General features: G+C 68.6%; 28 protein-coding genes and 3 pseudogenes. 30 read left to right on the plus strand and 1 reads right to left on the minus strand.

Annotated elements, in window-relative coordinates; all coding sequences use genetic code 11:
- From ATO4_RS25125 to ATO4_RS25210, 20 genes and pseudogenes are all read left to right on the plus strand, one after another.
- Nucleotides 1-508: pseudogene (locus ATO4_RS25125) on the plus strand (capsid protein); the annotation flags it as partial.
- 72 nt (nucleotides 509-580) lie between these two features.
- Nucleotides 581-1,153: a hypothetical protein gene (locus tag ATO4_RS25130; RefSeq protein ID WP_083594621.1), complete on the plus strand. Its 573-nt coding sequence runs from the start codon at nucleotides 581-583 to the stop codon at nucleotides 1,151-1,153.
- A gap of 239 nt (nucleotides 1,154-1,392) precedes the next feature.
- Nucleotides 1,393-1,647: an acyl carrier protein gene (gene acpP / locus ATO4_RS25135; RefSeq protein WP_083594623.1), complete on the plus strand. Its 255-nt coding sequence runs from the start codon at nucleotides 1,393-1,395 to the stop codon at nucleotides 1,645-1,647.
- Nucleotides 1,644-1,772 (plus strand): hypothetical protein, encoded by a 129-nt coding sequence (locus tag ATO4_RS28765; RefSeq protein ID WP_280940528.1) that lies wholly within the window; start codon nucleotides 1,644-1,646, stop codon nucleotides 1,770-1,772. The genes acpP and ATO4_RS28765 overlap by 4 nt, the downstream gene beginning before the upstream one ends.
- Nucleotides 1,772-2,206 (plus strand): DUF1320 domain-containing protein, encoded by a 435-nt coding sequence (locus ATO4_RS25140; RefSeq protein ID WP_176223164.1) that lies wholly within the window; start codon nucleotides 1,772-1,774, stop codon nucleotides 2,204-2,206. Before ATO4_RS28765 ends, ATO4_RS25140 begins: the two co-directional genes overlap by 1 nt.
- Entirely contained in the window at nucleotides 2,206-2,793 is a 588-nt protein-coding gene (locus ATO4_RS25145) for a phage virion morphogenesis protein (protein ID WP_083594627.1), read from the plus strand. Before ATO4_RS25140 ends, ATO4_RS25145 begins: the two co-directional genes overlap by 1 nt.
- A complete protein-coding gene (locus ATO4_RS25150; RefSeq protein WP_083594629.1) occupies nucleotides 2,790-3,218 on the plus strand; it encodes a hypothetical protein in 429 nt (142 codons plus the stop codon). Before ATO4_RS25145 ends, ATO4_RS25150 begins: the two co-directional genes overlap by 4 nt.
- A gap of 1 nt (nucleotide 3,219) precedes the next feature.
- Nucleotides 3,220-3,456, plus strand: a complete 237-nt coding sequence (locus tag ATO4_RS25155) for a hypothetical protein (protein ID WP_083594631.1) — start codon at nucleotides 3,220-3,222, stop codon at nucleotides 3,454-3,456.
- A 3-nt stretch (nucleotides 3,457-3,459) separates the two neighbouring features.
- Entirely contained in the window at nucleotides 3,460-4,389 is a 930-nt protein-coding gene (locus ATO4_RS25160) for a phage tail tube protein (protein WP_083594633.1), read from the plus strand.
- 36 nt (nucleotides 4,390-4,425) lie between these two features.
- Nucleotides 4,426-4,605 (plus strand): hypothetical protein, encoded by a 180-nt coding sequence (locus ATO4_RS27955; RefSeq protein ID WP_176223165.1) that lies wholly within the window; start codon nucleotides 4,426-4,428, stop codon nucleotides 4,603-4,605.
- 36 nt (nucleotides 4,606-4,641) lie between these two features.
- Nucleotides 4,642-5,016 (plus strand): hypothetical protein, encoded by a 375-nt coding sequence (locus tag ATO4_RS27960; RefSeq protein ID WP_176223166.1) that lies wholly within the window; start codon nucleotides 4,642-4,644, stop codon nucleotides 5,014-5,016.
- A 104-nt stretch (nucleotides 5,017-5,120) separates the two neighbouring features.
- Nucleotides 5,121-5,384, plus strand: coding sequence for a DUF1799 domain-containing protein (locus tag ATO4_RS27965; RefSeq protein ID WP_280940529.1), 264 nt, complete (start codon nucleotides 5,121-5,123; stop codon nucleotides 5,382-5,384).
- The gene (locus ATO4_RS25170) at nucleotides 5,384-9,628 is read left to right on the plus strand and encodes a phage tail tip lysozyme (protein WP_083594634.1); all 4,245 of its coding nucleotides are present in this window, start codon (nucleotides 5,384-5,386) and stop codon (nucleotides 9,626-9,628) included. The genes ATO4_RS27965 and ATO4_RS25170 overlap by 1 nt, the downstream gene beginning before the upstream one ends.
- Entirely contained in the window at nucleotides 9,628-10,044 is a 417-nt protein-coding gene (locus ATO4_RS25175; RefSeq protein WP_083594636.1) for a hypothetical protein, read from the plus strand. The genes ATO4_RS25170 and ATO4_RS25175 overlap by 1 nt, the downstream gene beginning before the upstream one ends.
- Nucleotides 10,044-10,577 carry a hypothetical protein gene (locus tag ATO4_RS25180; protein ID WP_083594638.1) on the plus strand — a complete coding sequence of 178 codons (534 nt, stop codon included), beginning with the start codon at nucleotides 10,044-10,046 and terminating at the stop codon, nucleotides 10,575-10,577. Before ATO4_RS25175 ends, ATO4_RS25180 begins: the two co-directional genes overlap by 1 nt.
- A gap of 193 nt (nucleotides 10,578-10,770) precedes the next feature.
- Nucleotides 10,771-11,220, plus strand: coding sequence for an NlpC/P60 family protein (locus tag ATO4_RS25190; protein ID WP_083594642.1), 450 nt, complete (start codon nucleotides 10,771-10,773; stop codon nucleotides 11,218-11,220).
- Entirely contained in the window at nucleotides 11,217-14,528 is a 3,312-nt protein-coding gene (locus ATO4_RS27970; RefSeq protein WP_083594644.1) for a hypothetical protein, read from the plus strand. Before ATO4_RS25190 ends, ATO4_RS27970 begins: the two co-directional genes overlap by 4 nt.
- A gap of 16 nt (nucleotides 14,529-14,544) precedes the next feature.
- On the plus strand, nucleotides 14,545-16,431 hold the full coding sequence (locus ATO4_RS25200) for a hypothetical protein (RefSeq protein WP_083594646.1): 1,887 nt from the start codon (nucleotides 14,545-14,547) through the stop codon (nucleotides 16,429-16,431).
- 11 nt (nucleotides 16,432-16,442) lie between these two features.
- Complete coding sequence (locus ATO4_RS25205) at nucleotides 16,443-16,736, plus strand: hypothetical protein (RefSeq protein WP_083594647.1); 294 nt, start codon at nucleotides 16,443-16,445, stop codon at nucleotides 16,734-16,736.
- A gap of 182 nt (nucleotides 16,737-16,918) precedes the next feature.
- The gene (locus ATO4_RS25210) at nucleotides 16,919-17,728 is read left to right on the plus strand and encodes a DNA adenine methylase (RefSeq protein ID WP_083594649.1); all 810 of its coding nucleotides are present in this window, start codon (nucleotides 16,919-16,921) and stop codon (nucleotides 17,726-17,728) included.
- Between the two features lies 1 nt (nucleotide 17,729).
- Here ATO4_RS25210 and ATO4_RS25215 read toward each other — a convergent pair whose 3' ends face one another.
- Nucleotides 17,730-18,104 carry a hypothetical protein gene (locus tag ATO4_RS25215; protein WP_083594651.1) on the minus strand — a complete coding sequence of 125 codons (375 nt, stop codon included), beginning with the start codon at nucleotides 18,102-18,104 and terminating at the stop codon, nucleotides 17,730-17,732.
- A gap of 208 nt (nucleotides 18,105-18,312) precedes the next feature.
- Between ATO4_RS25215 and ATO4_RS25220 the strand changes: the two are divergent.
- From ATO4_RS25220 to ATO4_RS25270, 10 genes and pseudogenes are all read left to right on the plus strand, one after another.
- Nucleotides 18,313-18,435 (plus strand): annotated as a pseudogene (locus ATO4_RS25220) (phage portal protein); the annotation flags it as partial.
- 33 nt (nucleotides 18,436-18,468) lie between these two features.
- A pseudogene (locus tag ATO4_RS25225) lies at nucleotides 18,469-18,699 on the plus strand (phage head closure protein); the annotation flags it as partial.
- Between the two features lie 356 nt (nucleotides 18,700-19,055).
- Nucleotides 19,056-19,466, plus strand: coding sequence for a DUF3168 domain-containing protein (locus ATO4_RS25235; RefSeq protein ID WP_083594659.1), 411 nt, complete (start codon nucleotides 19,056-19,058; stop codon nucleotides 19,464-19,466).
- A gap of 186 nt (nucleotides 19,467-19,652) precedes the next feature.
- Nucleotides 19,653-20,066: a phage major tail protein, TP901-1 family gene (locus ATO4_RS25240; RefSeq protein ID WP_083594661.1), complete on the plus strand. Its 414-nt coding sequence runs from the start codon at nucleotides 19,653-19,655 to the stop codon at nucleotides 20,064-20,066.
- 2 nt (nucleotides 20,067-20,068) lie between these two features.
- Complete coding sequence (locus ATO4_RS25245) at nucleotides 20,069-20,431, plus strand: gene transfer agent family protein (RefSeq protein ID WP_083594662.1); 363 nt, start codon at nucleotides 20,069-20,071, stop codon at nucleotides 20,429-20,431.
- A gap of 26 nt (nucleotides 20,432-20,457) precedes the next feature.
- Nucleotides 20,458-20,793 (plus strand): rcc01693 family protein, encoded by a 336-nt coding sequence (locus ATO4_RS25250; protein ID WP_348626482.1) that lies wholly within the window; start codon nucleotides 20,458-20,460, stop codon nucleotides 20,791-20,793.
- A gap of 115 nt (nucleotides 20,794-20,908) precedes the next feature.
- Nucleotides 20,909-21,487: a phage tail tape measure protein gene (locus ATO4_RS25255; protein ID WP_139802688.1), complete on the plus strand. Its 579-nt coding sequence runs from the start codon at nucleotides 20,909-20,911 to the stop codon at nucleotides 21,485-21,487.
- Nucleotide 21,488: 1 nt separating this feature from the next.
- The gene (locus tag ATO4_RS25260) at nucleotides 21,489-22,124 is read left to right on the plus strand and encodes a DUF2460 domain-containing protein (RefSeq protein WP_176223168.1); all 636 of its coding nucleotides are present in this window, start codon (nucleotides 21,489-21,491) and stop codon (nucleotides 22,122-22,124) included.
- On the plus strand, nucleotides 22,121-23,035 hold the full coding sequence (locus ATO4_RS25265) for a DUF2163 domain-containing protein (protein ID WP_083594664.1): 915 nt from the start codon (nucleotides 22,121-22,123) through the stop codon (nucleotides 23,033-23,035). Before ATO4_RS25260 ends, ATO4_RS25265 begins: the two co-directional genes overlap by 4 nt.
- Complete coding sequence (locus ATO4_RS25270; RefSeq protein WP_083594666.1) at nucleotides 23,032-23,463, plus strand: NlpC/P60 family protein; 432 nt, start codon at nucleotides 23,032-23,034, stop codon at nucleotides 23,461-23,463. The genes ATO4_RS25265 and ATO4_RS25270 overlap by 4 nt, the downstream gene beginning before the upstream one ends.

A 23,463-nucleotide genomic window follows, 5' to 3' on the forward strand; every position in this document is an offset into this window, starting at 1 on the left:
CTCCGACTACGACAACTCCGATCCGATCGGCGTCATCAAGGACGTGCTCGATTCCACCCTGGTCTTCCGTCCGAACCAGGTGACGATGGGCCATCGCGACTGGTCGATCCTCTCCTCGCATCCCAAGCTGATCAACGCGGTGAAGGGCGGGCTGACGACCGAGGGCATGATCACCCGCCAGCAGTTCGCCGATCTCTTCGAGCTGAAGAAGGTGCTGGTCGGCGAGGCCTACATGGACGCCGCCAGCTTCGGCCAGGCCGCCGACATCCAGCGCGTCTGGGGCGGCAACATGGTCTTCCAGTTCATCAATCCGTCGGCCGACGTGAATGCCGGCACGATCACCCACGGCTTCACCGCCACCTACGGCACCAAGATCTCCGGCTCGATGCCCGATCCGAATGTCGGCCTCGAGGGCGGCGAGACGGTGCGCTCCGGCGAGCGGATCAAGGAACTGATCGTCGCGCCCGGCGTGAGCTTCCTCCTCCAGGACGTCGTCGCTCCGGCGTAATCCGCCGGCCCTGAACCGGTGCCTGGCGGAACGTCGCCGGCGCTGAGGCAAGTTTCGAAAAGGCTTTGAACGATGGCGAAAGACACCCCCAAGACCAGGACGGACGATCTTCGGGCGTCCACCTCGACGAGCACGGGACAGCTTCCGACCACGGCGGCCGTGCCGCCGGTCGGCCCTGCAGCCGACGGAGGCACGCTGCCGGCAGACGGCGCGGCCATGAAGGTCACGACCGAGACGGCCACCCGTCCGGTTATCGAGACCGTACAGACCTCGACGACGCCGTCGGGCGAACCGCGGTCGGCCGAGATCGAGCCGCAGATGCCGCGCTCGGCGGCCTTCCGGTCCCGAGCGGCTGGATCTGTCTTCGATCCCGCTTTCCCCGCCAGCGGACGCTCCACCTATGCCGGCACGCTGCCGGCACGGGAACGGGTGCTGGCGAGCGGCGAGCGCATCACGATCACCGCCGTCGCGCCGGACACCGAGACGCGCGAGTTCACCGCGACGATTCGGATCCTGAAATCGAAGGTGCTCTACGAGCCCGGCGCCCTGGTGCCGCTGACCCGGCGGGACTTCGAGGCCAAGCGCTCCCGCAGTTCGGTCCTGGAGCGGTCCTTCGAGGACGGCCTCGAGGCATCTGCCGGCTAATCGTCGTCGGAACGGTGGGGCTCGTCCCGCCGACGATCGGCGCGGCCCGAAATCCCAGGGCCGCGCCACTTCAATACCAGCGGGCCCCGGCGTCCGTCGGAATGACCTGCCTCGACCGTCTGACGGCGAGGCGGCCTCCGAGGACGTAGGCCCCGAGCGGACCAACAGGCCGAAGCGAGCGCCTGCCGCACCCCCTTCGAGGTCCGGGGCTCGGAGGATCATCAATCTGGAGCCCCGACGTGACCGCCCCCGACACTGCCACCAAAGTCCGTAGCATCATCGCCCGCCGTCTCACCGTGGAAGCGGACAAGGTGACTGCTGGCGCCAACCTTGTTGAGACCCTCGGAGCCGACAGTCTCGACATCGTCGAGTTGGCGATTGCGCTTGAGGACGAATTCGGCGTCGAGCTCGACGATGAGACCGTCGAGCACGTCGCGACGGTCGACGATGTCGTCAAGGCTGTCGAGGCGGCGGTGGCGAGGCGCACGTCATGAGTGCCTGTTTCCGCCTCATGGCCGTCTTCGGCGCGCTTCTGACCGCCGCCGCGCTCACCTACGGACTGGCTGCCTTGGGCGAGCCGAGCAGCGTCTGGCTGTGGCAGCTGGCGGGGGCACTGTGATGGCGGACTTCGCGACGAAACAGGACCTCATCGTCCGCTTCGGCGAAGAGGAGCTGATCCAGCGCACCGATCGCGTGAACCGGCCGCGCACCACGGTCGACGACACCGTCGTCTCGCAGGCGCTTTCCGACGCCTCGGCGGTCGCCTCCGGCTATGTCTCGAAGGTCTACGAGCTGCCGTTCAGCGCGGTTCCACCAGCGCTCACGAAGGCGGTGTGCGACATCGCTCGCTTCTATCTGTGGGGCAATTCCGCTGGAAAGGACGGGGAAGTCGAACGCAATTTCGAGATCGCCCGCTCTTGGCTGAAGGACGTGTCCCGCGGCCTTGTCCAGCTCGACGTCGAGGGTGAGCCGCCGGCACAGCCTGAAGGCGGCACGGTGCGCGTGGTCGCGCCGGAGCGGCGGTTCACGCGCGACAGCTTGAGGAACATGTGATGGCGGTCGACGGCATCCGGATCGTCGTCGACGACGCAGCTGTCCTCGCGGCGCTGTCGCGGCTCGAGGAGCGCGATCGTCGCGCGGCGTTGGCGACGATCGGCGAGAAGATCGTCTCGGCGACCCACCAGCGGTTCCAGGACGAGACCGGTCCGGACGGCAAGCGCTGGCAGCGGCTCTCGCCTCGCACCGCCAACAAGCGCTCGGGCGCGGGTCGGCGTGGCTACAACCACATCCTCCGAGTCAGCGGCGCCCTCTCGGGCGATATCAGCTGGGAAGCCGACAGAGAGAAAGTCGTCGTCGGCACGAACATCGACTACGCCGCGATCCAGCAGTTGGGCGGGACGATCGAGAAGCCGGCGCGCCGGCAGACGATCTACCAGCGCTACGACGCCAAATCCGGCACGCTCAACCAGCGCTTCGTCAAGCCGGCGCGCTCGAACTTCATGCGCGATGTCGATGTGAAGGCTCACACCATCACCATCCCGGCGCGGCCCTATCTCGGCATCTCCGACGAGGACCGGACGGACATCCTCGAAATCATCGCCAACCAGGAGCGGGCGGCGCTCCAGGAGCGCGGCCGATGATCGTGACCGAGATCAAGGATCGCCTGGTCGAGCGCTGCGGTAGTGCTTTCGGCATGATCGGCGACGCGCTCGACTTGGCCGCCGTGAGGGAGCAGCCCTTGGCCTCGCCGGCCTTGTTCGTCGTGCCGCTGCGCGAAGTCAGCGCCGGGAACAGTCGCATGACCGGCGTCCTGCAGCGCTCCGAAATCGATTTCGGCGTCGTCATCATCGTCGACAACATCTCCGACACGACGGGCGCCGCCGCCGGGCAGGATCTCGAAGTGCTGAAGACGGCCGTGCGCGCAGCCCTCATCGGCTGGCAGCCGGCAAGTGCCGAGGACATCATCACCCACGTCTCGGGTGAGCTGACGGGAAGCCGCGAAGGCACCGTCTGGTGGGAAGAGGTCTTCGCCGCCGCAACCTATCTCGAAGACGAGGAGAGCTGACATGCCGGTGAGGCAAGGCGGACGGACGATCCGCGACCCGAGGACGGGGAAGGAAAAGCGCGAGGGCGGCACCCTTCAGGATCGCACCGAGGGCGAGATCCCGAAGGACCATCCGGCGGCTGCGCGGATCGCCGAGATCAAGCGCGACCAGGACGCCGCGAGCCAGGCCGAAACGGACCCGGTCGAGCCGTCAAAGGTCGAGACCGGCAAGACGGCCGGGACCAAGATGAAGGACTGACCCATGGCCACTCGCAAATATCGCAAGCTCGCGATCCTCGCCAAGATCGAAACGACCTACGGCACCGATGCCGTGCCGACCGGCGCCGCCAACGCGATGCTGATGACCGACGTCGCTTTCACGCCGATGGAGGGCCAGGAGGTCAATCGGGACCTCCTGCTGCCGTATCTCGGTCATCAGGGCGTCGAGCTGACCGGGCTTTATGCCCGGCTGCAGGGATCGGTGGAGATCGCCGGCGCCGGTACCGCCGGGACGGCGCCCGCCTATGGGCCGCTGCTTCGCGCTTGCGGGATGGCCGAAGACGAAGAGGCCGGTGTCTCCGTCAGCTATCTGCCGGTCTCCGCGAGCGAGGAGGCCGCGTCGATCTACTTCAACGCCGACGGCGTCCGGCACGTCCTTCTCGGCGTGCGGGGCAACTGGTCGACCACCCAAACGCCGAACCAGATCCCGCGCTTTCGGTTCGACCTGATGGGCCTGCTCGGCACCATTACCGACCAGGTACTGCCGACGGTCGACCACACGGCATTTGTCCGGCCGAAAATCGTCAACAAGGCGAACACGGTCATGTCGCTGTTCAGCTGGGTGGCGATCGCCGAGAGCATCTCGCTCGACTTCGGCAACCAGGTCGAGGCGCGCTTCCTGATCGGCGCGGAATCGATGGAGATCACCGATCGGAAGTCGACCGGCACCGCTGTCGTCGAGGCGAAGAACCTGGCGACCAAGGACTGGTTCGCCATCGCCCAGGCTCGGACCCGGGGCGCGCTGTCCGTCACTCACGGCACGACGGCCGGTAACATCGTCGAATTCGCCGCGCCGCAGGTCGAGAGCGGCCGCCCGACGCAAGGCCAGACCCAGGGCATCCTCAACTACTCGATCCCGCTGATGCTTTGCCACGACACCGGCGACGACGAGCTGTCGATCATCGTCCGCTAAGGCCGCGCCACCGATCGCCAGCCAAGGGAGAATGCAATGGTCGTTCTGACCAAAGAACAAGCGGCCGCCTTGGAGGCGTTTTTAGAGGCCTTCGACCTCTACACGACGGGCGCATGGGCCCCTGTCGAAAGCGGCATGCGCGAGGACTTCGACATCGAGGATCCCGAGGCTGCCATCGAAGACGCCAGGCGCGCCCTTCGGGGCGAGCCTTCTTAATCCCCGCTTCAAACGCCCTTCGAAGGACCATCGCACATGGCGAATTTCCGTCTCGTCGAGACCTATCTCTACTGGTGGCCGGTCACGGTCCACATTCCCGATCCGACCAATGCCGGCCAGACGATCGAGCAGACCTTCGAGATGCAGTTCGAGGCCATGCCGATCGAGGAGGCCGAAAAGCTCGACCGCGACTTCATGGAGCTGAAGACGGCCGAGGAGCGGTCGACCCACGAGCACGATCTCCTGAAGCGCGTCTCCAAGAACTGGCGGGGCGTCGAGGCCGCCGGCGGCGGCGACGAACCCTTCACCTCCGAGGCTTTCGAAAAGGCCATCCGCTTCCCCTGGTTCCGCATCGCGACCTATCGCGCCTATGCGCGCTCGATCTCCGGCGAGGCGCGGGCGGGAAACTGACGGCGGCGGCCCGAGCGGCCGCCTTTGCAAGAGAAGGTCGTGCTGATCCGACCCGAGCGGCTCGGATAGACGCGGACGATCAGCAGGCCTTCGCAGCTCTCGGTGTGAGCGTCGCAGTCGAAAACGAGGAAGAAGAAACAGACGATGTTGCGGTGTGGTCGATCAACTGGCGGACCGTGGAGGCGTTTCTCGCCAGCACGACCTGCTGGCGCGAGGTCCCGACCATGACCCGCATGATACCGACCGGCCTGATCTACACCGATGTCGAGGTCATGCTGCGGCTTCGTGGCTTTGACGACGTCGCCTTCGCCGACCTGCAGCTGATGGAGAGCGCCGCGCTCGCCGCCTTCGCCGAGGTGGCCGACTGATGGTCCAGCCGCTGCAGTTCTCCATGATCATGACGCTCGACGCCAAGGGCGTCGGGCAAGGCGCCCGCGAGGTCCGGCAGGAGATTGCCTCCACCGGCCAGGCCGCCAAGGCCGCCGGCGGCGAACTGTCGGCCATGGCGACGGGAATGCAGGCCGAGGCCGCTGCGGCACGGCAGGCCTCGGACGCGCTGCGCGGTGCGACGGGCGCCGAGCAGGCCTATCGCCAGGAAGTCCAGCGCCGGGTCGGTATGAACGCGGCAGCGAACCGCAACACGCCCATCGTCGCGCCTGGCGCCGCGCCGGCGGCAGCCGCGATAGCCGGTGGGGCAGCAGCCCCTCAGGAGATCATGCGCGTTGGGGAGACGGCGCGAGCAGCCGCCGGAGGCGTCACTGCCATGGCGGCCGCGATGGCGAAGGCGACCCGGGAGACCGTATCAATCGGGCAAGCCGCGGGCGTGACCGCCGGCACGATCGGCGCCATGGCCGTGGCCATGGAGACGGAAGCTGTCGCGGCCCGCCGCGTCTCCGAAGCCCTGACTGGCGCGGCCGGAGCCGAACGCGACCTTCGCGAGGAGACCCTGCGGCGGGTCGGGGCTGCGAGCGCAAACCAGAACACTGCCGGGGTTCCGCTCGCCGTCCCGCCGTCCGGCGGCGGGGGAGGAACCGGCACGCCGGCGCTGCCGCCGCAGTCCCAGCCGGCGATGCTCGACCAGGTTCGCGAGCGCTACAATCCGCTGTTCAAGATCGGGCAAGATTACAAGCGCACGCTGGCCGAGATCGCCGAGGCCGAACGCACCGCCGGGCTCAGCACGGCCGAGGCCGCCGTCTATCGCCGCGAGGCGGCCGCGGCGGCCGAGCGCCAGATGCTCGTCCTGAACCGAATGCCCGGCGTCTACGGCGCGGTCACCGGCGCGTCGAAGCTCACCTCCAACCAACTGCTCAACCTGTCCCGCCAGGGCAATGACGCCGCCACCATGTGGCTGATGGGCGCCGACGGGATGCAGATCTTCGTCAGCCAGGCCGGACAGGTCTACGGCGCCCTGCAGGAAGGTCCCGGCGGCGTGGCCGGATCGATCAAGGCCGTCGGAACCAGCCTGCTCGCCCTGGCTACGCCGATGAACCTCGCAATCGTCGGCTTCACGGCCGCGGCGGCCGCCGGCATCTATTTCGCGACCCGGACCGAGAAGCAGATCAAGCCGCTCAACGAGGCGATGGACGCCCATAAGGAGGCTCTCAAGGGCGTCGCGGAGGCCTATGGCCTCGTCCTCGACAAGGCCGACAAATACGCCAAGGGCGTCTCGCCTGGTGTCGCAACCTTGCAGGAGCGCCAGAGCCGGGCGGAACTCCAGCTGTCCGCCCAGGACACGTTGGCCAAGTCCTTCAAGCCCAGCGCCTTCAGCAGCGACTACCTGCGCTACTCGCCCAGTCTCGGCGAGATCGGCCTCCTCGAGACCGACGTTGCGCCGAAATACGAGGCTTTTCGCAAGCCGCTCATGGAGTTGAACGCCGAGCTCGAGAAGGGCAAGGGCGACGCCATCGCCTTCGTGGATGCGGTGGCGAAGATCGCCAATCAGGATCTCGCCAACGACACGCTGAGAGAGCTGGCGGCGAAGTTGATCGAGGTGGCCGCGCCTGCCGCCGCGGCGCAGCGCCAGCTGCAGGCGATGGCGCTGTCCGTCGACGCCGTCAGCCGGGCGACGCAGAAGGCGTTCCGCAGCGAGCGCGGCGACATGCTCGATCTTGTCGGTGATCGTCGCACGCCGCGCGAGTTGCTCGAGCTTCAGCGCCAGCGCCAGATGAACAGGATCGAACGTGTCGCGCCCCGGTCCGGCTTCGAAGGCAGCCCCGAGCGGCCGAACGTCCCATCCGAGCCGTCGGCGCAGACAGGTCTTCGGATCGAGATCGAGCGAGACTATAAGCGCGCTCTGGATGAGATCATTCGGAGTGAGGGCAATCTGCGGCGTGAGCGAGAACTCGCGGTGCAGAGCGTTTTCGCGCGAACGACTGCCGAGCAAGCGGCGATCGCCGAGCAACAAAAAGCGGTCGAACTCAACAACATCCAAGGCGACCAGCTCGGCAAGATCGAGCGGCAGGCGCAGATCGCTGCCGAGGGAACGCTTATCTTCGCGCAGGCGCAGCGCGAGGCGAATGACGCCCTGCGCGGCGCGATGGACGATCTCGCTCTTGCCGGCCTCGAAGGCCAGGCCCGCGAACTGGCCGCGATCAACCAGGAAGTCGCGCGGGGGATCGAGCTCAATCCGCAGCTGACTGCGACCTGGCGCGCCTATGGGGAGGCGCGTCGGGCGGCGCTCGAGGTCGAGAGCAGGCAGAGCCTCTTCCGGCCGCAGGAAGAGGAGCTGGCGAAGCTGAACGCCGAGGCCGCGGCGATCGGCACTTCTGCGGCCGAGCGCCGGCGGATCATGGCGGACCTTCAGGCCGAGCAGGATCTGCGCCGCGCCGGCATCGAGCTCGGCAGCCGCGAGGCGGATCTCTACCGCCAGCAGGCCCGGGCGCTGGCCGAGTACCGTGCCGACATCGAGCGGACCGGCAAGGCCTGGGACGAGTTCGGCGAGACGGGATCGAACGCCCTCGACAAGGTGCTCGACGCCGCTTTCGATCTCGACAAGGCGATGAAGCCGGAGGAGCTGCTCGCCGACATTGGGAAGGACTTCTACAGGACGATCATCGACCTCTCACTCAAGAATCCGCTGAAGAACGCCGCGTCGGGTGGCGAGGCGCCGACAATGGCCGACATTGGCGGCTTCGAAGGGCTGTGGGCGCGGATCACCGGCCGAGACATGAAGAAGCCAGCCGCGCCGACGATCGCGCTGGCCGAGCGAGGCGCGACGCCGCTCAATCCGCTGTTCGTCTCGCTCGTGGGCGCGTCCGGCATCCCGGGAGTCGATCTTCTCGGCGGCCGGGACGGCACCGCGCCGATCGGCGCCGTGGAGCGCGGCGGGGCGCTGGCGCCGATGACGCCGCTCGATGCCGCCAGCAAGCGCGTTGCCAATGCGTGGTCGGTCACAGCACCCGCGACTGGTGACGTCGCCCGTGACACCTGGAACTTCTACAAGTCGAAGGGCCTCGGCGACATCCAGACCGCTGCGATCATGGGCAACGTCCATGGGGAGAGCGGCTTCAATCCGAAAGCTGTCGGCGACGGCGGAGACGCCTTCGGCCTCTACCAGCACAATGACCGGCGCCACAATCTCTTCGCGGCGATCGGCGGGCGCGGCAATCTCGACGACTACATGGCGCAGAACCGCTTCGCCTGGTCGGAGCTGCAGGGGCCCGAGCGGAAGGCTTACCAGCGCCTCGTATCCTCCGACGATCTGCGCGAGGCGACGGGCGCCTTCGCCGGTTTCGAGCGGCCGCGCGGCTTCTCCTGGGAGAACCCCTACGGGGCGCACAATTTCTCCGGCCGGTATGACGCAGCCCAACGATATCTGAATGAGTTCGGTGGCACCGGCGGCAGCCAGGGCGGCGGCATCGATGCTGCGGCGACGGCTCTGGGCGAAAGCGCCGCCAAGCTCCAGACATCGGCGACGGGCTTTCAAACCGGCTTCGACGGCGCCTTGAACAATCAGCTCCTGGGCGGCCTCGGCCAGGCGGTCGACCAGTTCCTGCCGGGCTGGGGCGGCGTTCTGCAGAAGCTGCTTTCCAGCATAGGCGGTGGCGGTGGCGGCCTCGGGGGCCTGTCGAGCCTCTTCGGTGGCGGCGGGATCTCCAGCGGCGCCCAGAATGCCGCCTGGGCCAATCTCGGTGCCGGCGGCAACCTCGGCCTGTTCGACACCGGCGGCTTCACCGGGCCCGGCGCCCGGCACGCCATCGCAGGCTACGTCCATCGTGGGGAAGTCGTCTGGAGCCAGGACGACGTCAAGGCTGCCGGCGGTCCCGAAAAGGCCGAGGCGATCCGCCTCGGCGTGCGCAGCGGCGGCCCGGGCCACGAGCATGGCGGCATCGTCGGCGGGCGGACCATGGCGATGCCGAACGCATCGGCTGGGCGTGGCGCCGGGCGTGACGGGCGATCGGAGGCCCCTGGCCAGCCGACCGTCGTCTTCGATCCGAAGTTCGTCAACGCGCCGCCCGTGAAGGAGGTGCGCCGCGAGCCGGACGGGCGCGGCGGGCGGCGCATGGTGGTCGAGTTCGAGCGGCGCCTGGCCGGCTCCATGAGCCAGCCGGGTTCGCCCTTCGACGACGCGCTGACCATGCGCGGCTCGCAGCGGCCGACGAGGCTGCTCTGATGGCGGTGGCGCAATGGCCGAGCCAGCTGCCGCTGCCGGAGCGCGAGGGCTTCGAGTATCAGCTCGGCGATCCCCGCGAGCGCTTCGATCCGGAGCGCGGCATGCCGATGTATGGGATGCGCTATTCCCGCAGCTTCGATCAGGTGGCGATGGTCCTCACCGTCGACGACAGCGGCCGGGCGCGGCTCATGCAATTCTGGACCGATACGCTGAAGCGGGGCGCCCGTGCCTTCGCCATGCCTGGCCCGGGCGAGCACGGCCGGGGCATCCTGGTCTCGCCTGGCGTGCCGCTCCTCGCCGGCACCGTGCCGATCCTGATCTCCCGCTCCTGGCTCTGCGTCATTCAGGGCGCGCCCGGCTTCCGCGCCGTCGGCGTTCGCTGGCGCGCGTCCTTCTCGCTCGCGAGGATCCGCTGATGGCGCGGGAATCGCTCAATGCCCGGCGCTCACGTGCCGAGCCGGTGACCGCCGAGATGGAGGTCATGTTCATCCACATCGATCACGACGCCCTGGAGAAGCCGATCCGGCTGTCGACCGATCCGACCGACTTCATCACCGAGGATCCGCTGGTGTTCGGCACCCATTCGCCCTGGCTGCAGCCGGAGGAGGGCCCGGCCGAGCCCTACCTGTTCATGATCGCCGACGCCCTGATGCCGAGGGACAAGCGCGGCGCCGTGACCGAGCTGCAGCTCGCGCTCCTCGCGGTCGACCAGGGCATCGTGGAATTGCTGCTGGCGATCCCGCCCGGAACCCGGGCCCGGGCCTCGCTCGCCGTCGCCCTCCTGTCGGATCCAGGCCGGCTCATCTCCGAGTTCCGCCGGCTCGAGCTGTCGGTCGCCACCGGCAACCGCACCGAGATCCCGCTCACGTTGACCGGCCCGGACATCTCCGCCGTGCCGTGGCCAGCGGGGCGCCAGACCAAGGCGCGCTTTCCGGGGCTGTTTCGATGATGGAGACGCCGATGCCCAAAGATCAGCAGACGGGCCGCATCGAGCCGATCGGCTCGGTCCGATGCGTGCGGTGGGCCCTGGCACCGTATGTGCAAGTCCAGTCGCTGCCCATCACGCTCGCCTCGGGAACCGTGATGACGGAAGGCCCCCTCGTCCTGTCTGACTGGGCCGTGCCTTCGAACGGGGGACGTCGATGACGGTCGGTCCCACCTCTCCACGCTGGACCGCCCGCTATGTCGGGCTGCGGTTTCGCCCGCACGGCCGGGACCGGAACGGCGTCGACTGCTGGGGCCTGCACAGGCTCGTCCTCGCCGACGAATGCGCCATCGCCGTTCCGTCCTACGCGGACGCCTATGTCTCGCTGGCGGAGGCGGCGGAGATCGCCGCAGTGCTCGACGGCCAGCGCGCCGCCGAGCCGTGGCTGCCGGTGGAGCCCGGCCGCGAACGCATGTTCGACATGGCGGTGTTCCGGGACGGCACGATCGCCGGCCACGTGGCCACCGTCGTCGTTCCGGGGGAGATGCTGCACGTCTCGGCCCATCATCCGGCGAGGGTCGAGCCCTACAACACCGGCGAGTGGCAGCCGCGCTTCCTCGGCTTCCATCGTCATCGCCTCCTGGCCGCCTCGGGAGGATCGCGATGAGCACCCACGACCTCCGCGCCTCGACGTCCCATCAGACGGTCTTCGTCTCGCCGCCGATCGGCCGGGCGATGGAGATCACGATCCCGCACGGCCTCACCGTCGGCGAGATGATCGACCGGGCGATCCCCGACGTCGCCGAGGCCGACAGGTCACGGCTGCGCGTCATCCTGTGGACGCCGCGCGGCGACCTCGTCGTCGAGCGCGAGCGCTGGCACGTCACCCGGCCGAAGCCGGGCGTCAAGCTGCTGATTCGGCCGATCCCCGGCAAGAACGCCCTGCGCATCATCGCGCAGATCGTCGTCGCGGTCGCCGCCATCGCCATTGCCGGGCCGCTGGCGGGGACGATCGGCACCTTCGGCGCGACGCTCTTGGCCGCGGGCCTCACCTATCTCGGCAATATGCTGATCGGCCTCCTGTTCCCGGTGAAGGCCCCCGACCAGCAGCGCGACAAGGGCGGCTACCGGGTCACCGGGCTGCGCAACGAGGCCCGTCCGGGCGCGGCCATCCCCTCGATCCTCGGCGAGATCCGCGTCGCCCCGCAATGGGCGATGGCCCCGTACACCGAGGTCGTCGGCAACACCCAGTACATCCGGGCGATCGCCCATCTCGGCTACGGACCGCTGCTCCTCGACGAGTGGAAGATCGGTGACACGCCGCTGGAGGAGTATGACGAGGTCGAGCTGGAGATTCGCGAGGGCCTGCCGGACGACGAGCCGCTGACCCTCGTCACCCGCCAGGTGATCGAAGACAGCTACAACACCGACCTCACCAACCGGCCGCCGGAGGACGACTTCGGCGATCCGATCGAGGACGCGGAGAACGAGGCCAAGGAAGTCGTCCGCTACACCGCCTCGGACATCTCGGCCTTCGCGGTGATTCTCGGCTGGCCGTCCGGGTCGGTCAGATACACCGACGAGGCGGAAGACAAGCCGGTCACGGTCGACTTCCGGGTCAGGGCCCGCAAGATCGGCGCTTCGACCGACGCGATCGACACGACGTTCTCCATCACGGAAAAGCGCAAGGTTGCCATGTTCCGGCAGCGCGAGTTTGAGGTGCCCGAGCGCGGCTCCTATGAGATCGGCGTGACGCGCCTCAATGGCGAGAGCGACAGCGTCCAGGTGCAGGACAAGGTGCAGCTGACCGCCATCCAGTCGATCCGGCCGGAATATCCGATCGCCGCGAAAGAGGACCTCTGCCTGACCGGCATCCGGATCAAGGCGACGGCCCAGCTATCCGGCGGGCTCGACCGGCTGGAATGCCGGGCGCGCCGAGTGATTGCCGACCATGACGTGGCGACCGAGGCATGGATCCCGCGACCGACGCGCAATCCCGCCTCGCATTTCGTCCACGCCTGCCGCGGCCCGGAGATCCCGGCGGCCGAACGCTGCACCGACGACATGATCGACTGGCCCGCCATGGTCAATTTCCACGCCTTCTGCGTCCTCCATGGCCTTGAATACGACGAGGAGCACCGGGACGCCGTGGCGCTGCCTGTGCGGCTTGCGGCGATCGCCTCGGCCGGGCGGGCGGCACCGCGCTGGACCGGGACCATGTGGACCGTCGTCATCGACCGTCCGGACACGGCCGTCGTCGACAGTTTCTCGCCGCAGGACGCCTGGGACTTCCGCTGGGAGATCCGCTACCCGAAGCTGCCGGACGGCTACCGCGTGACCTTCGCCGACCGGACCAACGACAACAAGGTCGGCGAACGCGTGATCCCGTTCCCGGGCATCGATCCGGACGACGTCGAGACGGCCGAGGAGCGCGAGCGGCCGGGCAAGACCAATCCCGACGAGGTCTGGCGCGAGAGCCGGCGCGAGCAGTACGAGGCGCTCTATCGCAACCGCACGCTTTCCTTCGTCGCCAGGGGCCGGGGCAGGCCCGCGGTGCGCGGCAAGACCGTCGCCGTCTCCTACGACCAGTGGGACCGGACGCTGTTCGCGTCCCGCGTCGACGCCGTCGAAGGCCGCGGCATCGTGCTGTCCGATCCCGTCGAGATGGAGGCGGGCGAGAGCTACGCCGTCCGCTTCTGGCAGCTGCGCGAGGAGGAGGACGGCGAGGATGTCAGCATCGTTCGCGACGTCGCCACCATGGCGGGCGAGCACCGGCTGATCCTCCTCGAAGGCGAGGGGCCGATGCCGGAGGTGGACCATGTGGTGCATTTCGGGGTGCAGAACCGCGAGAGCATCATCGCCACCGTTCTCGATACCGAGCCCGGCGAGCGCGGCACCACCGTCTACACCGTCCAGCCCGAAGCGCCGCTGGTCGACCAGCTGACGGACGCCGAGGTGCCGCCGGCCTGGGACGGCAGGGTGGGCGCCATCGTCGCCATCGCCGCCGGACCGCCGGCCAAGCCCCGGGTGGCCTTCGTGCTGTCGATCGAGGGCGTCGTGATGGTCGGCCTTCAGGAAGGCACCGGGTCGATTTATCCGCCCGCGACCTTCGTCGTTCAGCACCGAACGGCGGGCACGGCGGATCCCTACCTGGAGGCCACCGCGCCGGCCTATACGGGCTCGGTTGTCCTGCCCGGCTACGCCGTCGGCGACCAAGTCGAGCTGCGCGCCAATGCACTGGGCACGAACGGCGATCCGTCGCCCTTCACCGTCTACCGGGTCTTCACTATCGTCGACGAGGCGCCGGCGGCGCTGGCCCCGCCGACCGGGCTTTCCTTCGCCCCGGACGATCCGGTCACCGGGCCCGCCTCGACGACGGCCTTCTGGACCAACGGCAATGACGGCCGCGTCAGTGTCGCGAGGGTCTACCGCGCGCCGCTCGGCGGCCTGTTTGAGGATGCCGTTGCCGTCAGCGGCCCGCTCTATGGCGGCCCGCTGCAGAAGCTGCAGCTCGACGACGCGCCGGGCTATGGGATCTGGACGTATTTCGTCGTCAACGAGGGCGCCGGCCTCGTGTCGGAGCCGGTCTCGGCCACTGTCCGGATCCTCGGCCCGCAGCTGAGCCCCAACGTCACCCTCGACAGTGCCACCGGCGTCACCCTCGGCCCCAGCTGGTCGATCTCGGCCGGGACGGCCAAGAAGGCGTCCGCTTCCACGTCGACGATCGCCTGGGCGGTCAGCGTCAGCGCCGGCGTCGAATATCTCCTGACCTACGACCTGATTGCGATCGCCGGCGGCAACGCCCGGCCGCGCCTCGAGGGCGGCTCGCTCGTCCAGGGCGATCTCGTCGGGACGCCGGGCCCGCAGGAGGATCGCCTGACGGCGGCCACCGGCAACACCACCCTCTCGATCCTCGCCGGCGCCGGCGTCACGGTCGAGATCGACAACGTCAGTCTGAGGCGGATTTCGCCATGACGCAGGAGCTTATCTGATGGCCAATCCAGGCACCCCCTCCGGGCTTCTCCCGACTGGCGACCTGCCGGAATCGCTGCTGGGCCACGAGCTCGTCGGCGAGCAGCGGGACGTCCGCAACTTCGGGCTCGATGTCATCGCGGTGCGGCTCCTCGCCAGCGGAGCGATCCACGACATTATCGAGGTGCTGAAGGGCACAACCGGCGATCCTGCACTGGTCGATTCCTTCACCGCTTACATGAACGCCTTGGGCGCCCGCCTCAACACGAGCGTTCCGACCGATGCCATTGTCGCGCCATCCGGGAGCCTGTCGCGCGTCGAGTGGCGTGACAGCGTCGGCGGCACGGCGCGATCATCGGTCACCAATCTGGCAACGGGAGCACTTGTCGCGCGGACCGGCGGTTCAACCGGCGTGCCTCCGACGAAGGAAGGCTGGATCGTCGACGCCAACCAGCAGTTCAGCACGCCCTACACGCCGGATGCCGGCAAGCCCGTCGCAAAGACGCCGGCGATCGACCTCTCTCGGCGGCTCTGGACCCCGCACGGCTCCTACGTGCAGGAGATCGGTCCGCTCGTCCTGCCGCAGCTCTATCACGTCGGCGCCGGCGACCGTCGTCGGACGCTTGTGGTTTCGGATGCGGGCCGGACCGTCCTGTTCGAACATCTCGCGGACGGCGTGCAGGTCCGGATCAAGACGAAGGGTGTCACCGCGCGTTTCGATTCCGGCGCGTTCACGACATGGAACGCCGCCGGTGTTGCGGGCTCACCGCGCTTCATCGACATCCCCGCCGACTCCTATGTCATCGTTGAATACGACCAGTCGACGAACAAGCTGGACATCTGGCCAGCACGCGGGGCTCCGGTGATCACGGCGGCGGCGAGCACGGCTGAAGTGGTTCCGAACTTCATGGTGGTCATGGCCGGTCAGAGCCTCGGCTATCGCTGCTTCCAGGGTGCTGGGCTCGCCGGCGTCCAGAGGTTCCTGCGCAACGCCAACGACAACAACCTCTATCGCTTCGTCAATGCGGCGATGCCGGCGTCGTCACTGCTCGAGGGCAATGACGTCGGACCCGGCCACTGGGTGAAGGACAACGGAACGGCCGGGCCCCTGCTGACGGCGATGTTCGCGCAGATCGATGCGCTGATCGCCCTCGGCTACCCCATGCCGTCGATCGTCAACTTCAATCAGGGCCAGGGCGACTTCGACGGCATCAACCTCAACGCCGCCTATACCACCATGGCGCGGTACCGCGATGGTCTGATCACCCTCGCGGCGCTCATCGCCGCCAAGTATCCCGGCTGCAAGCTGATCGTAACGCCGATGCCGTCACGGGACGGAAGCACCGTCGGCGTCAGTTGGCAGCAGCTCATCAGGCGGGCCCAGCTTGCCGCTGTCGCGGCTTCGGCGAACATCGAGATCGGGCTCGAGATCTACGACCTTCTGCGTCGCTTCGGCGATCTGCACCTGGTCATGGATGGCGGCCAGGATGTCCAGGGTGACCGGCTCGGCCGCGTCATCCAGAAATATGTCCGGGGGCTCACCACGTCTCTCGGCCCACGCGCAACGACGCTGGCCCGGATCGACGCCCGAAACTTCGATCTCACCTTCGAGTGGGATGCCGGCATGTCGCTCGACACGCAGATCCTCAACGAGTTCACCCAGGACATCGCCGTCACCTCGGATGTCGATGCCTATAAGAACGAGCCGGCAATCCGGGCGAACAGGGGCGCGTTCCAAGCCACAGTCGGCAGCACCCGGCGCTATCGGTTCTCCACCAATACCGACCTCCCGAACCCGATGCGGGCGTCCTATCCGTATGGCTACTGCGATGATGCCAAGGCCGGCCGCGCGGTGTTCGACGGAACGACGAACCTTCCTCTCCAATCCTTCAGCCTCGTCGCATAAGGGAGCGAACCATGCAGCCTGCCACAGCAAAACTGACCCGCATCGGACCGGCCATCGAAAAGGGGAAGCATGACGCCTCCGGCGATCAGTGGATCCTCGAGGGCAACCCCGGCGTCGAGGGCGGTGACCAGGAGACCTTCATCCTGCCGACCGGCTGCCGCGTGGCGACCTTCATCGTCATGGATCTCGGTGGCGGCCGCGAAGACGTCGTCGAAGTGACGTCGTTCTGGAACGAGCGCACCAAGACGGTCCACCCGCAGCTCGTCATCCAGCCGGAGATGCCGATCCTCGACCGCGCCGGATGACGGCGACAGACTGGCGACGAAGCGCCGGCAGCGAAGCTGCCGGCGACGGGCCGGCCGAGGCCGGCTGCGGGGAAAGACTCGGAAGGAATGACCCCGCCTGACGTGACCAGAGATAACGCCACCGCCGCCACTGCCCGAGGGCAGCGAGGCCAAGGTGGCCGATATCTCTCAAGGAAAGATTGATGGAAATCGAACTGCGGGCCATCGAGCCCGTATCGCCGGCCGCCGGCTATATCGGCGGCAAGCGGAACCTCGCTCGCCGCCTGGTCGAGCGGATCGAGACCATCCCGCACGACGCCTATGCCGAGGCCTTCGTCGGGATGGGCGGCGTCTTCCTGCGGCGGCGCTATGCGCCCCGGCACGAAGTGATCAACGATGTCTCGGGCGACGTCGCGACCTTCTTCCGTATCCTGCAGCGGCACTACACCCACTTCATGGAGATGCTGCGCTTCCAGATCGCCAGCCGGCGCGAGTTCGAACGGCTTTTGAAGACCGATCCAGCGACCCTCACGGACCTCGAGCGGGCGGCCCGCTTCCTCTACCTCCAGCGCCTCGCCTTTGGCGGCAAGGTCGACGGCCGGACCTTCGGCGTCTCGGTCACCACGGCCAGCCGCTTCAATGTCACCAAGCTGGCGCCGACGCTCGAAGCCATCCACGAGCGCCTTGCCGGCGTCGTCATCGAGCAGCTGCCCTGGCGCGCCTTCATCGACCGATACGACCGGCCCGGCACGCTGTTCTATCTCGATCCGCCCTACTACGGGTCCGAGGGCGACTACGGCCGCGACGCCTTCAGCCGCGGCGAGTTCGCCGGGCTGGCTGAGAGGCTCAAGGATCTGAAGGGGACGTTCCTGCTGTCGATCAACGATCGCCCAGAGGTTCGAAGGCTGTTTGAAGGCTTTTCGATCGAGGCGCTGTCGACGACCTACTCGCTCAGCCAGAAAGGCAATGCGAGCGTGAGGGAGCTTCTGATAGCGAAGACGGCCTCGAGATAGATTACCCTCGGCGCCTGAGGTCTATGTCGCTCCATCTGGCACAATTGGGGCCTGCCGATTCCTCGGGTGAGATGAAATTCTCGGACTGCACCAAACACAGCGCCGCGCCGCCGGCGACGACCGGTGGGCAGTTGATGGAATACGTGCCGCTGGTCACGCCGTTGGCCGCGATAATGAGCTGGTGATAAGTATAGGCGGGGATTGCGGGGCCACTGGAGACGAGCCGAGCACCGCGTATGTCGCACGCCTGTCGCTCGAAGGCCAAAGCATAACCGGGGAAACCGAATTCTTTCGTTTCCACCGGGCTGGTGATGCTCGGTGTCGTGCATGCGGTGAGGACGAGGCAAATAGCCAAAATAGTGAACGCGCGCTTCATACCGGCTCCAAGAGGCTGACCAATGCCCCAAGCTTGGCGTCGTCCGGAGACCGGAGTCAACGCGTGATGGCATATGAGACTGCCGCCATACGCTTTTGCTCGCTTCGCAAACTGGGCTCATTTGAAATGTCGCGCCGGCTCATTTGAAATGTCGCGCTACACCTGGCTCGGCGCCCATCTCGGCGAACCGAGCCTGACGCTGTCGATCGACCTCGACGCGGTCGAGGGGCTGTCGGCCGAGCGCGAGGCGCTGTGGTCGCGGGTCGCGGCGGCGGATTTCCTGACCAGGGGCGAGAAGCGGGAGGCGGTCGGCTATGGCCGGGACGATTGAGACGGGCGGCCTCGCCGCGCCGAGACGCAATGGCAGGAGGTGCGCGAGCTCTCGGTGCGGATCGAGCCGCTCGCGGTCGCCTCGCGCGAGCGCTTCGACCAGCGGGAGGCGACGGTGACGCACCGGGTGCTGATGCGGGCGAATGACCACGTGGCACGAGGGATGGCATTGCGGGCCGGCGGGCGGCGGCTGGCGATCCTATCGGTCCATGATCCGGACGAGAGCCGGCGCTATCTCGTCTGCCGCTGCGAGGAGGAGCGCTGATGGCGATGCGGCTGATGGTGACGGTGGCGCGAGGCGGCCTCGGACGGCGCCTGCGATCGCTCGTCGCGAGGGGCCTCGCCCAACGGAAGGGGGAGCGCCCGGTGGGGGCGCAGGGGCGGCTTCCCGCGACGTCCCGCCTTGCCGAAGCCGATGAAGTCAAAGCGATTTTCGCCGATCCCTTCGAGACGGGCGAGAGCGCTACGGGGTCGGCGCGTGCAACGGTGGCGAGGTCGCGAAAAAGTTAAGGCCGCTTCGTTGAACTTGGCGCTGGTGGAACCATCTCATTTTGTGTTTCATGGCGTCGACGATCGTGAACACGGCACCGTAAACATGGCATCGTGACGAGGGCGAGGACGATGGCACATCCCAGCGCTGAACTGCAGGAATCGATCTTTTCGGCTTTGACGTCCGATGCGTCCCTGACGGCGCTTCTGGGCGGCCCGAAGGTGTTCGACCGGCGCCCGGAGCGGGCGAGTTTTCCCTATCTGACCCTCGGCCGGACCGGCGTGGTCGACTGGTCCACCGGCACCGAGGATGGCGCCGAGCACATCCTGACGCTGCATGTCTGGGCGAAGGGCGGCGGCAAGGCCGAGACCTACGAGATCATGGACAGGGTCGCCGATCGGCTGAACGACGCGGCGCTGCCACTGGAGGGCCACCACCTGGTGAACCTGCGGCTGCAATTCGCCGAGGCGCGGCGGGAGGAGGATTCCTCCGCCTATCACGGCATTCTGCGGTTCCGGGCGGTGACCGAACCGCTGGCCTGAGGCGGCAAGGCTCCGAGGAGCCTCTTCGTCAGCGGTGGGGAACGACGCGGGGTCCCCCCGCGGGCGCCTGATCCCCGTGGCGGCACACGACAATCTGGCGAGTGAGCGGCGGTCCTTCGGGGCCGCCTTTTTTGTTGCCGCGACGGGAGACCGCCGCGGCTTTGGCGCGAGCACGGGACAGCCAAGATGAGCGCTCAGAAGGGCAAGGACCTCCTCCTCAAGATCGACGAGGACGGGGACGGCAACTTCACCACCATCGCCGGGCTGCGCAGCCGGCGGATCGCCTTCAACGCGCAGGTCGTCGACGTCACCGATGCCGAGAGCGCCGGGCGCTGGCGCGAGCTGCTCGGCGGCGCCGGCGTCCAGCGGGCGGCGCTGTCCGGCTCGGGGATCTTCAAGGATGCCGCCTCGGATGCGGCGCTGCGGCAGGTGTTCTTCTCCTCGCGCATCGCGGCCTTCCAGGCGGTGATCCCGGATTTCGGCAGGGTGACCGGACCGTTCCAGGTGACGGCGCTGGAATATGGCGGCGAGCACGACGGCGAGGTGACCTTCGAGGCGACGCTGGAATCGGCCGGCGCGCTCACCTTCGAGGTCGTCTGACCATGGCGGTCAATCGCCGGCGCGGCGAGGTCTCCGCGATCATCGACGGCAAGGAACGCCGGCTCTGCTTGACGCTGGGCGCGCTGGCCGAACTCGAGGACGCGTTCGCCGCCGAGGATCTCGGCGCATTGGCGCAACGGTTCCAGGGCGGCCGGCTGTCGGCGCGCGACCTGACGCGGATCATCGGCGCGGGCCTGCGCGGCGGCGGGGCGGAGGTCGGCGACGACGAGGTCGCCCGGATGCAGATCGAGGGAGGGGCCGCGGGCGCGGCGGCGATCGCCGTCGAACTGCTGGCGGCAGCCTTCGGCAGCCACGGGGAGGCGGCCGGGACGGGCAGCGCAAACCCTCCCGTGACGGGCGCCTGAGCAGTGGGGACCGGAGAGCCGGGGACTTGAGCACCGGGCGCTTGGGTTCTGAGCGCAATGAGATCGGGGGCCAGGGCCGCGACGCCGTCGAGCGGCATCTGCCCGCCGACGCTACCGGCCGCGAGACCGCGTGCGTCGATACGCCGGCAGCATTCCCCTGGGAGGCGGCGATGCAGGTGGGCTTCGGCGTGCTGCGGCTGTCGTCGGAGGCGTTCTGGACGCTGACGCCACGGGAACTCGCGAGCGTGTTCGGCGCCGCTCGCAGAGGCACGGCGCCAACCCCCGGCGACCTCGCCCGGCTGATGCGGCGGTTTCCGGACAGAGCGCCGCAAAAGACGGACCCGCCCGGGCAAAACGGCTGAGCGAGACTCGCCGGGATGGCGTCGACCGAAAGGGCGGTCACCCGGATGCCGGCCACCGGGATCGCGTCCATCGACCGGGCGCCGACGAGAACCTTTCCCACACAGGACGAGACCCATGGACGAGGACGAGACCTTCACCGTCGCCATCCGGGCCGACACCACCGGCCTCGACCGGGCGCTGTCGGACCTCTCCGACCGGGCCGAGCGGTTCGGATCGGCGCTGACATCGGCCTTTGCGGGAGCCGTCACCGGCAGTCGCTCGCTCGACGGCGTCCTGAAGCAGCTGGCGACGCGGCTGTCGACCATTGCGCTCGATGCGGCGCTGAAGCCGCTGGGCGACTTCGCCTCGAATGCCATCGGGCAGGTGTTTTCCGCGCTTGCCGGCGGGGCCGGGTCGGGGGGAAGCGGGACGGGCGGCGTCCTGCCCTTCGCCAAGGGCGGCGTCGTCGCCGCGCCGACGTTCTTTCCGGCGGGCGGGCGGACCGGGCTGATGGGCGAGGCGGGGGCGGAGGCGATCCTGCCTTTGTCGCGGGGCGCCGACGGGACGCTCGGGGTCGCCGCGCCGCAGGGGCGCGAGGGCCCGACCATCGTCTTCAACGTCTCGACCCCCGACGCGCCGAGCTTCCGGCGGGCCGAGGCGCAGATCCAGGCGATGCTGACCCGCGCGGCGGCGCGCGGCCGCAGGGGCGTCTGACATGGCGATCACGGCTTTCAGCGAGGAGCGGTTTCCCCTGCGCATCGCCTTCGGCACCAGCGGCGGGCCGGAACGGCGCACCGACATCGTCCGGCTGTCCACCGGCTTCGAAAAGCGCAACCAGCGCCAGGCCCGCTCGGTGCGCCGCTACGATGCCGGCTCGGGGCTGAAGAGCCTCGCCGATCTCGCCGCCGTGCTGGAGTTCTTCGAGGCGATGCGCGGGCGGCTGACGGGGTTTCGCTTTCGCGACCCGCTCGACCATGCCTCGGCGCCGTTCGGCCAGCCGGTCTCGGCGCTGGACCAGCCGATCGGCATCGGCGACGGCGAGACGGCGGCGTTTTCCCTCGTCAAGGTCTATGGCGCCGGCGAGACCGCCTATGCGCGGCCGATCGAGAAGCCCGTTGCCGGCAGCGTCCGCATCGCCTTGGGCGGGATCGAGACGGCGGCGGGGGTGACGGTCGATCCCTCGACCGGGATCGTCACCTTCGAGGCTCCGCCGGGCGAGGGGGCGGCGATCACCGCCGGCTTCGGCTTCGACGTGCCGGTGCGCTTCGACACCGACCAGATCGCCATCAACATCGCCGCCTTCGAGGCCGGCGACATCCCCACCATCCCGCTGATCGAGGTGAGGCCATGAGGACGCTTCCCGCCGAACTCGCCGCGGCGATCGGAGGGTCGGCGACGACGCTTGCCACCTGCTGGCGGCTGACGCGACGGGACGGCCGCGTCTTCGGCTTCACCGACCACGACGAGGCGCTGACGTTCGACGGCACCCGCTTCGAGGCGGCGAGCGGCCTTTCGGCCTCGGAGGCCGAGGCGGCGCTCGGCCTCGGCGCGACCACCGGCGAGGTGGAGGGCGCGCTGTCCTCGGCGGCGATCGAGGAGGTCGACATCGCCGCCGGACGCTATGACGGGGCGACTGTCGAGACCTTCGTCGCCGACTGGCAGAATGTCGAGGCTCATCTGAGGGTCGACGTCTCGGATCTCGGCGAGGTGAAACGCGGCGAAACCGGCTTCATGGCGGAGCTGCGGAGCGTCGCCGCGCGGCTCGACGCGGTGCGGGGCCGGCTCTATCGGCGGCGCTGCGACGCCGTCCTCGGGGACGCGCGCTGCGGCTTCGCCGTCGCCGCACCGCCCTTCACCGTGGAATGCGCCGTCGATGCCGTCGGCGACGGCTGGATCGAGACCGCGACGGATCTCGGCGCACCGCCGGAGCGATACGCCTTCGGCCGGCTGACATTTCTCGACGGCGCCGGCGCCGGGCTCGCCTCCGACGTCGCGTCGGCGGCGATGCTGGGGGCAGCGGGCGAGGAATCGGGCGGGGCGGGGCGGGTGCGCTTCACGTTGGCCGAGACGATCGTCGCGGAGATCACGGCGGGCGACCGGTTCCGGATCGTCCAGGGCTGCGACAAGCGGTTCTCGACCTGCCGGGACCGCTTCGCCAACCAGCTGAACTTCCGGGGCTTCCCGCATATTCCCGGCAGCGACGCCGGCTACGCGGTCGCCAGGCGCGGCGATCTCCACGACGGCTCGCCGGTGGTGCCATGACCGACGACATCGACCGCCGGGTGCTCCTCGCCGCGAGGGGCTGGCTCGGCACGCCCTACCGGCACCAGGGCTCCTCGAAGGGCGTCGGCTGCGACTGCCTCGGGCTCCTGCGGGGGATCTGGCGGGAGCTGCGCGGGCCGGAGCCGGAAGCGCCGGGCGCCTATGCGACGACCTGGAGCCTGCGGGCGGGGCCGGACCGGCTGCTGGCGGCGGCGACGCGCCATCTCGCGGCGATCCCCATCGCCGACGCGCGGCCCGGCGACGTCCTGCTGTTCCGCTGGCGCGCATCGGCGCCCGCGACCCACTGCGCCGTCGTCGACGAGGACGGCCGCATCATCCATGCCTATGAGGGCGCCGCCGTCGTCTCGACGGCGCTGCCACGCAGCTGGCGCGGGCGGATCGCCGGCGCCTTCCGTTTTCCGGAGTGA

The organism is Aurantimonas sp. 22II-16-19i, assembly GCF_002088275.1.
Taxonomy (GTDB): Bacteria; Pseudomonadota; Alphaproteobacteria; order Rhizobiales; family Rhizobiaceae; genus Jiella.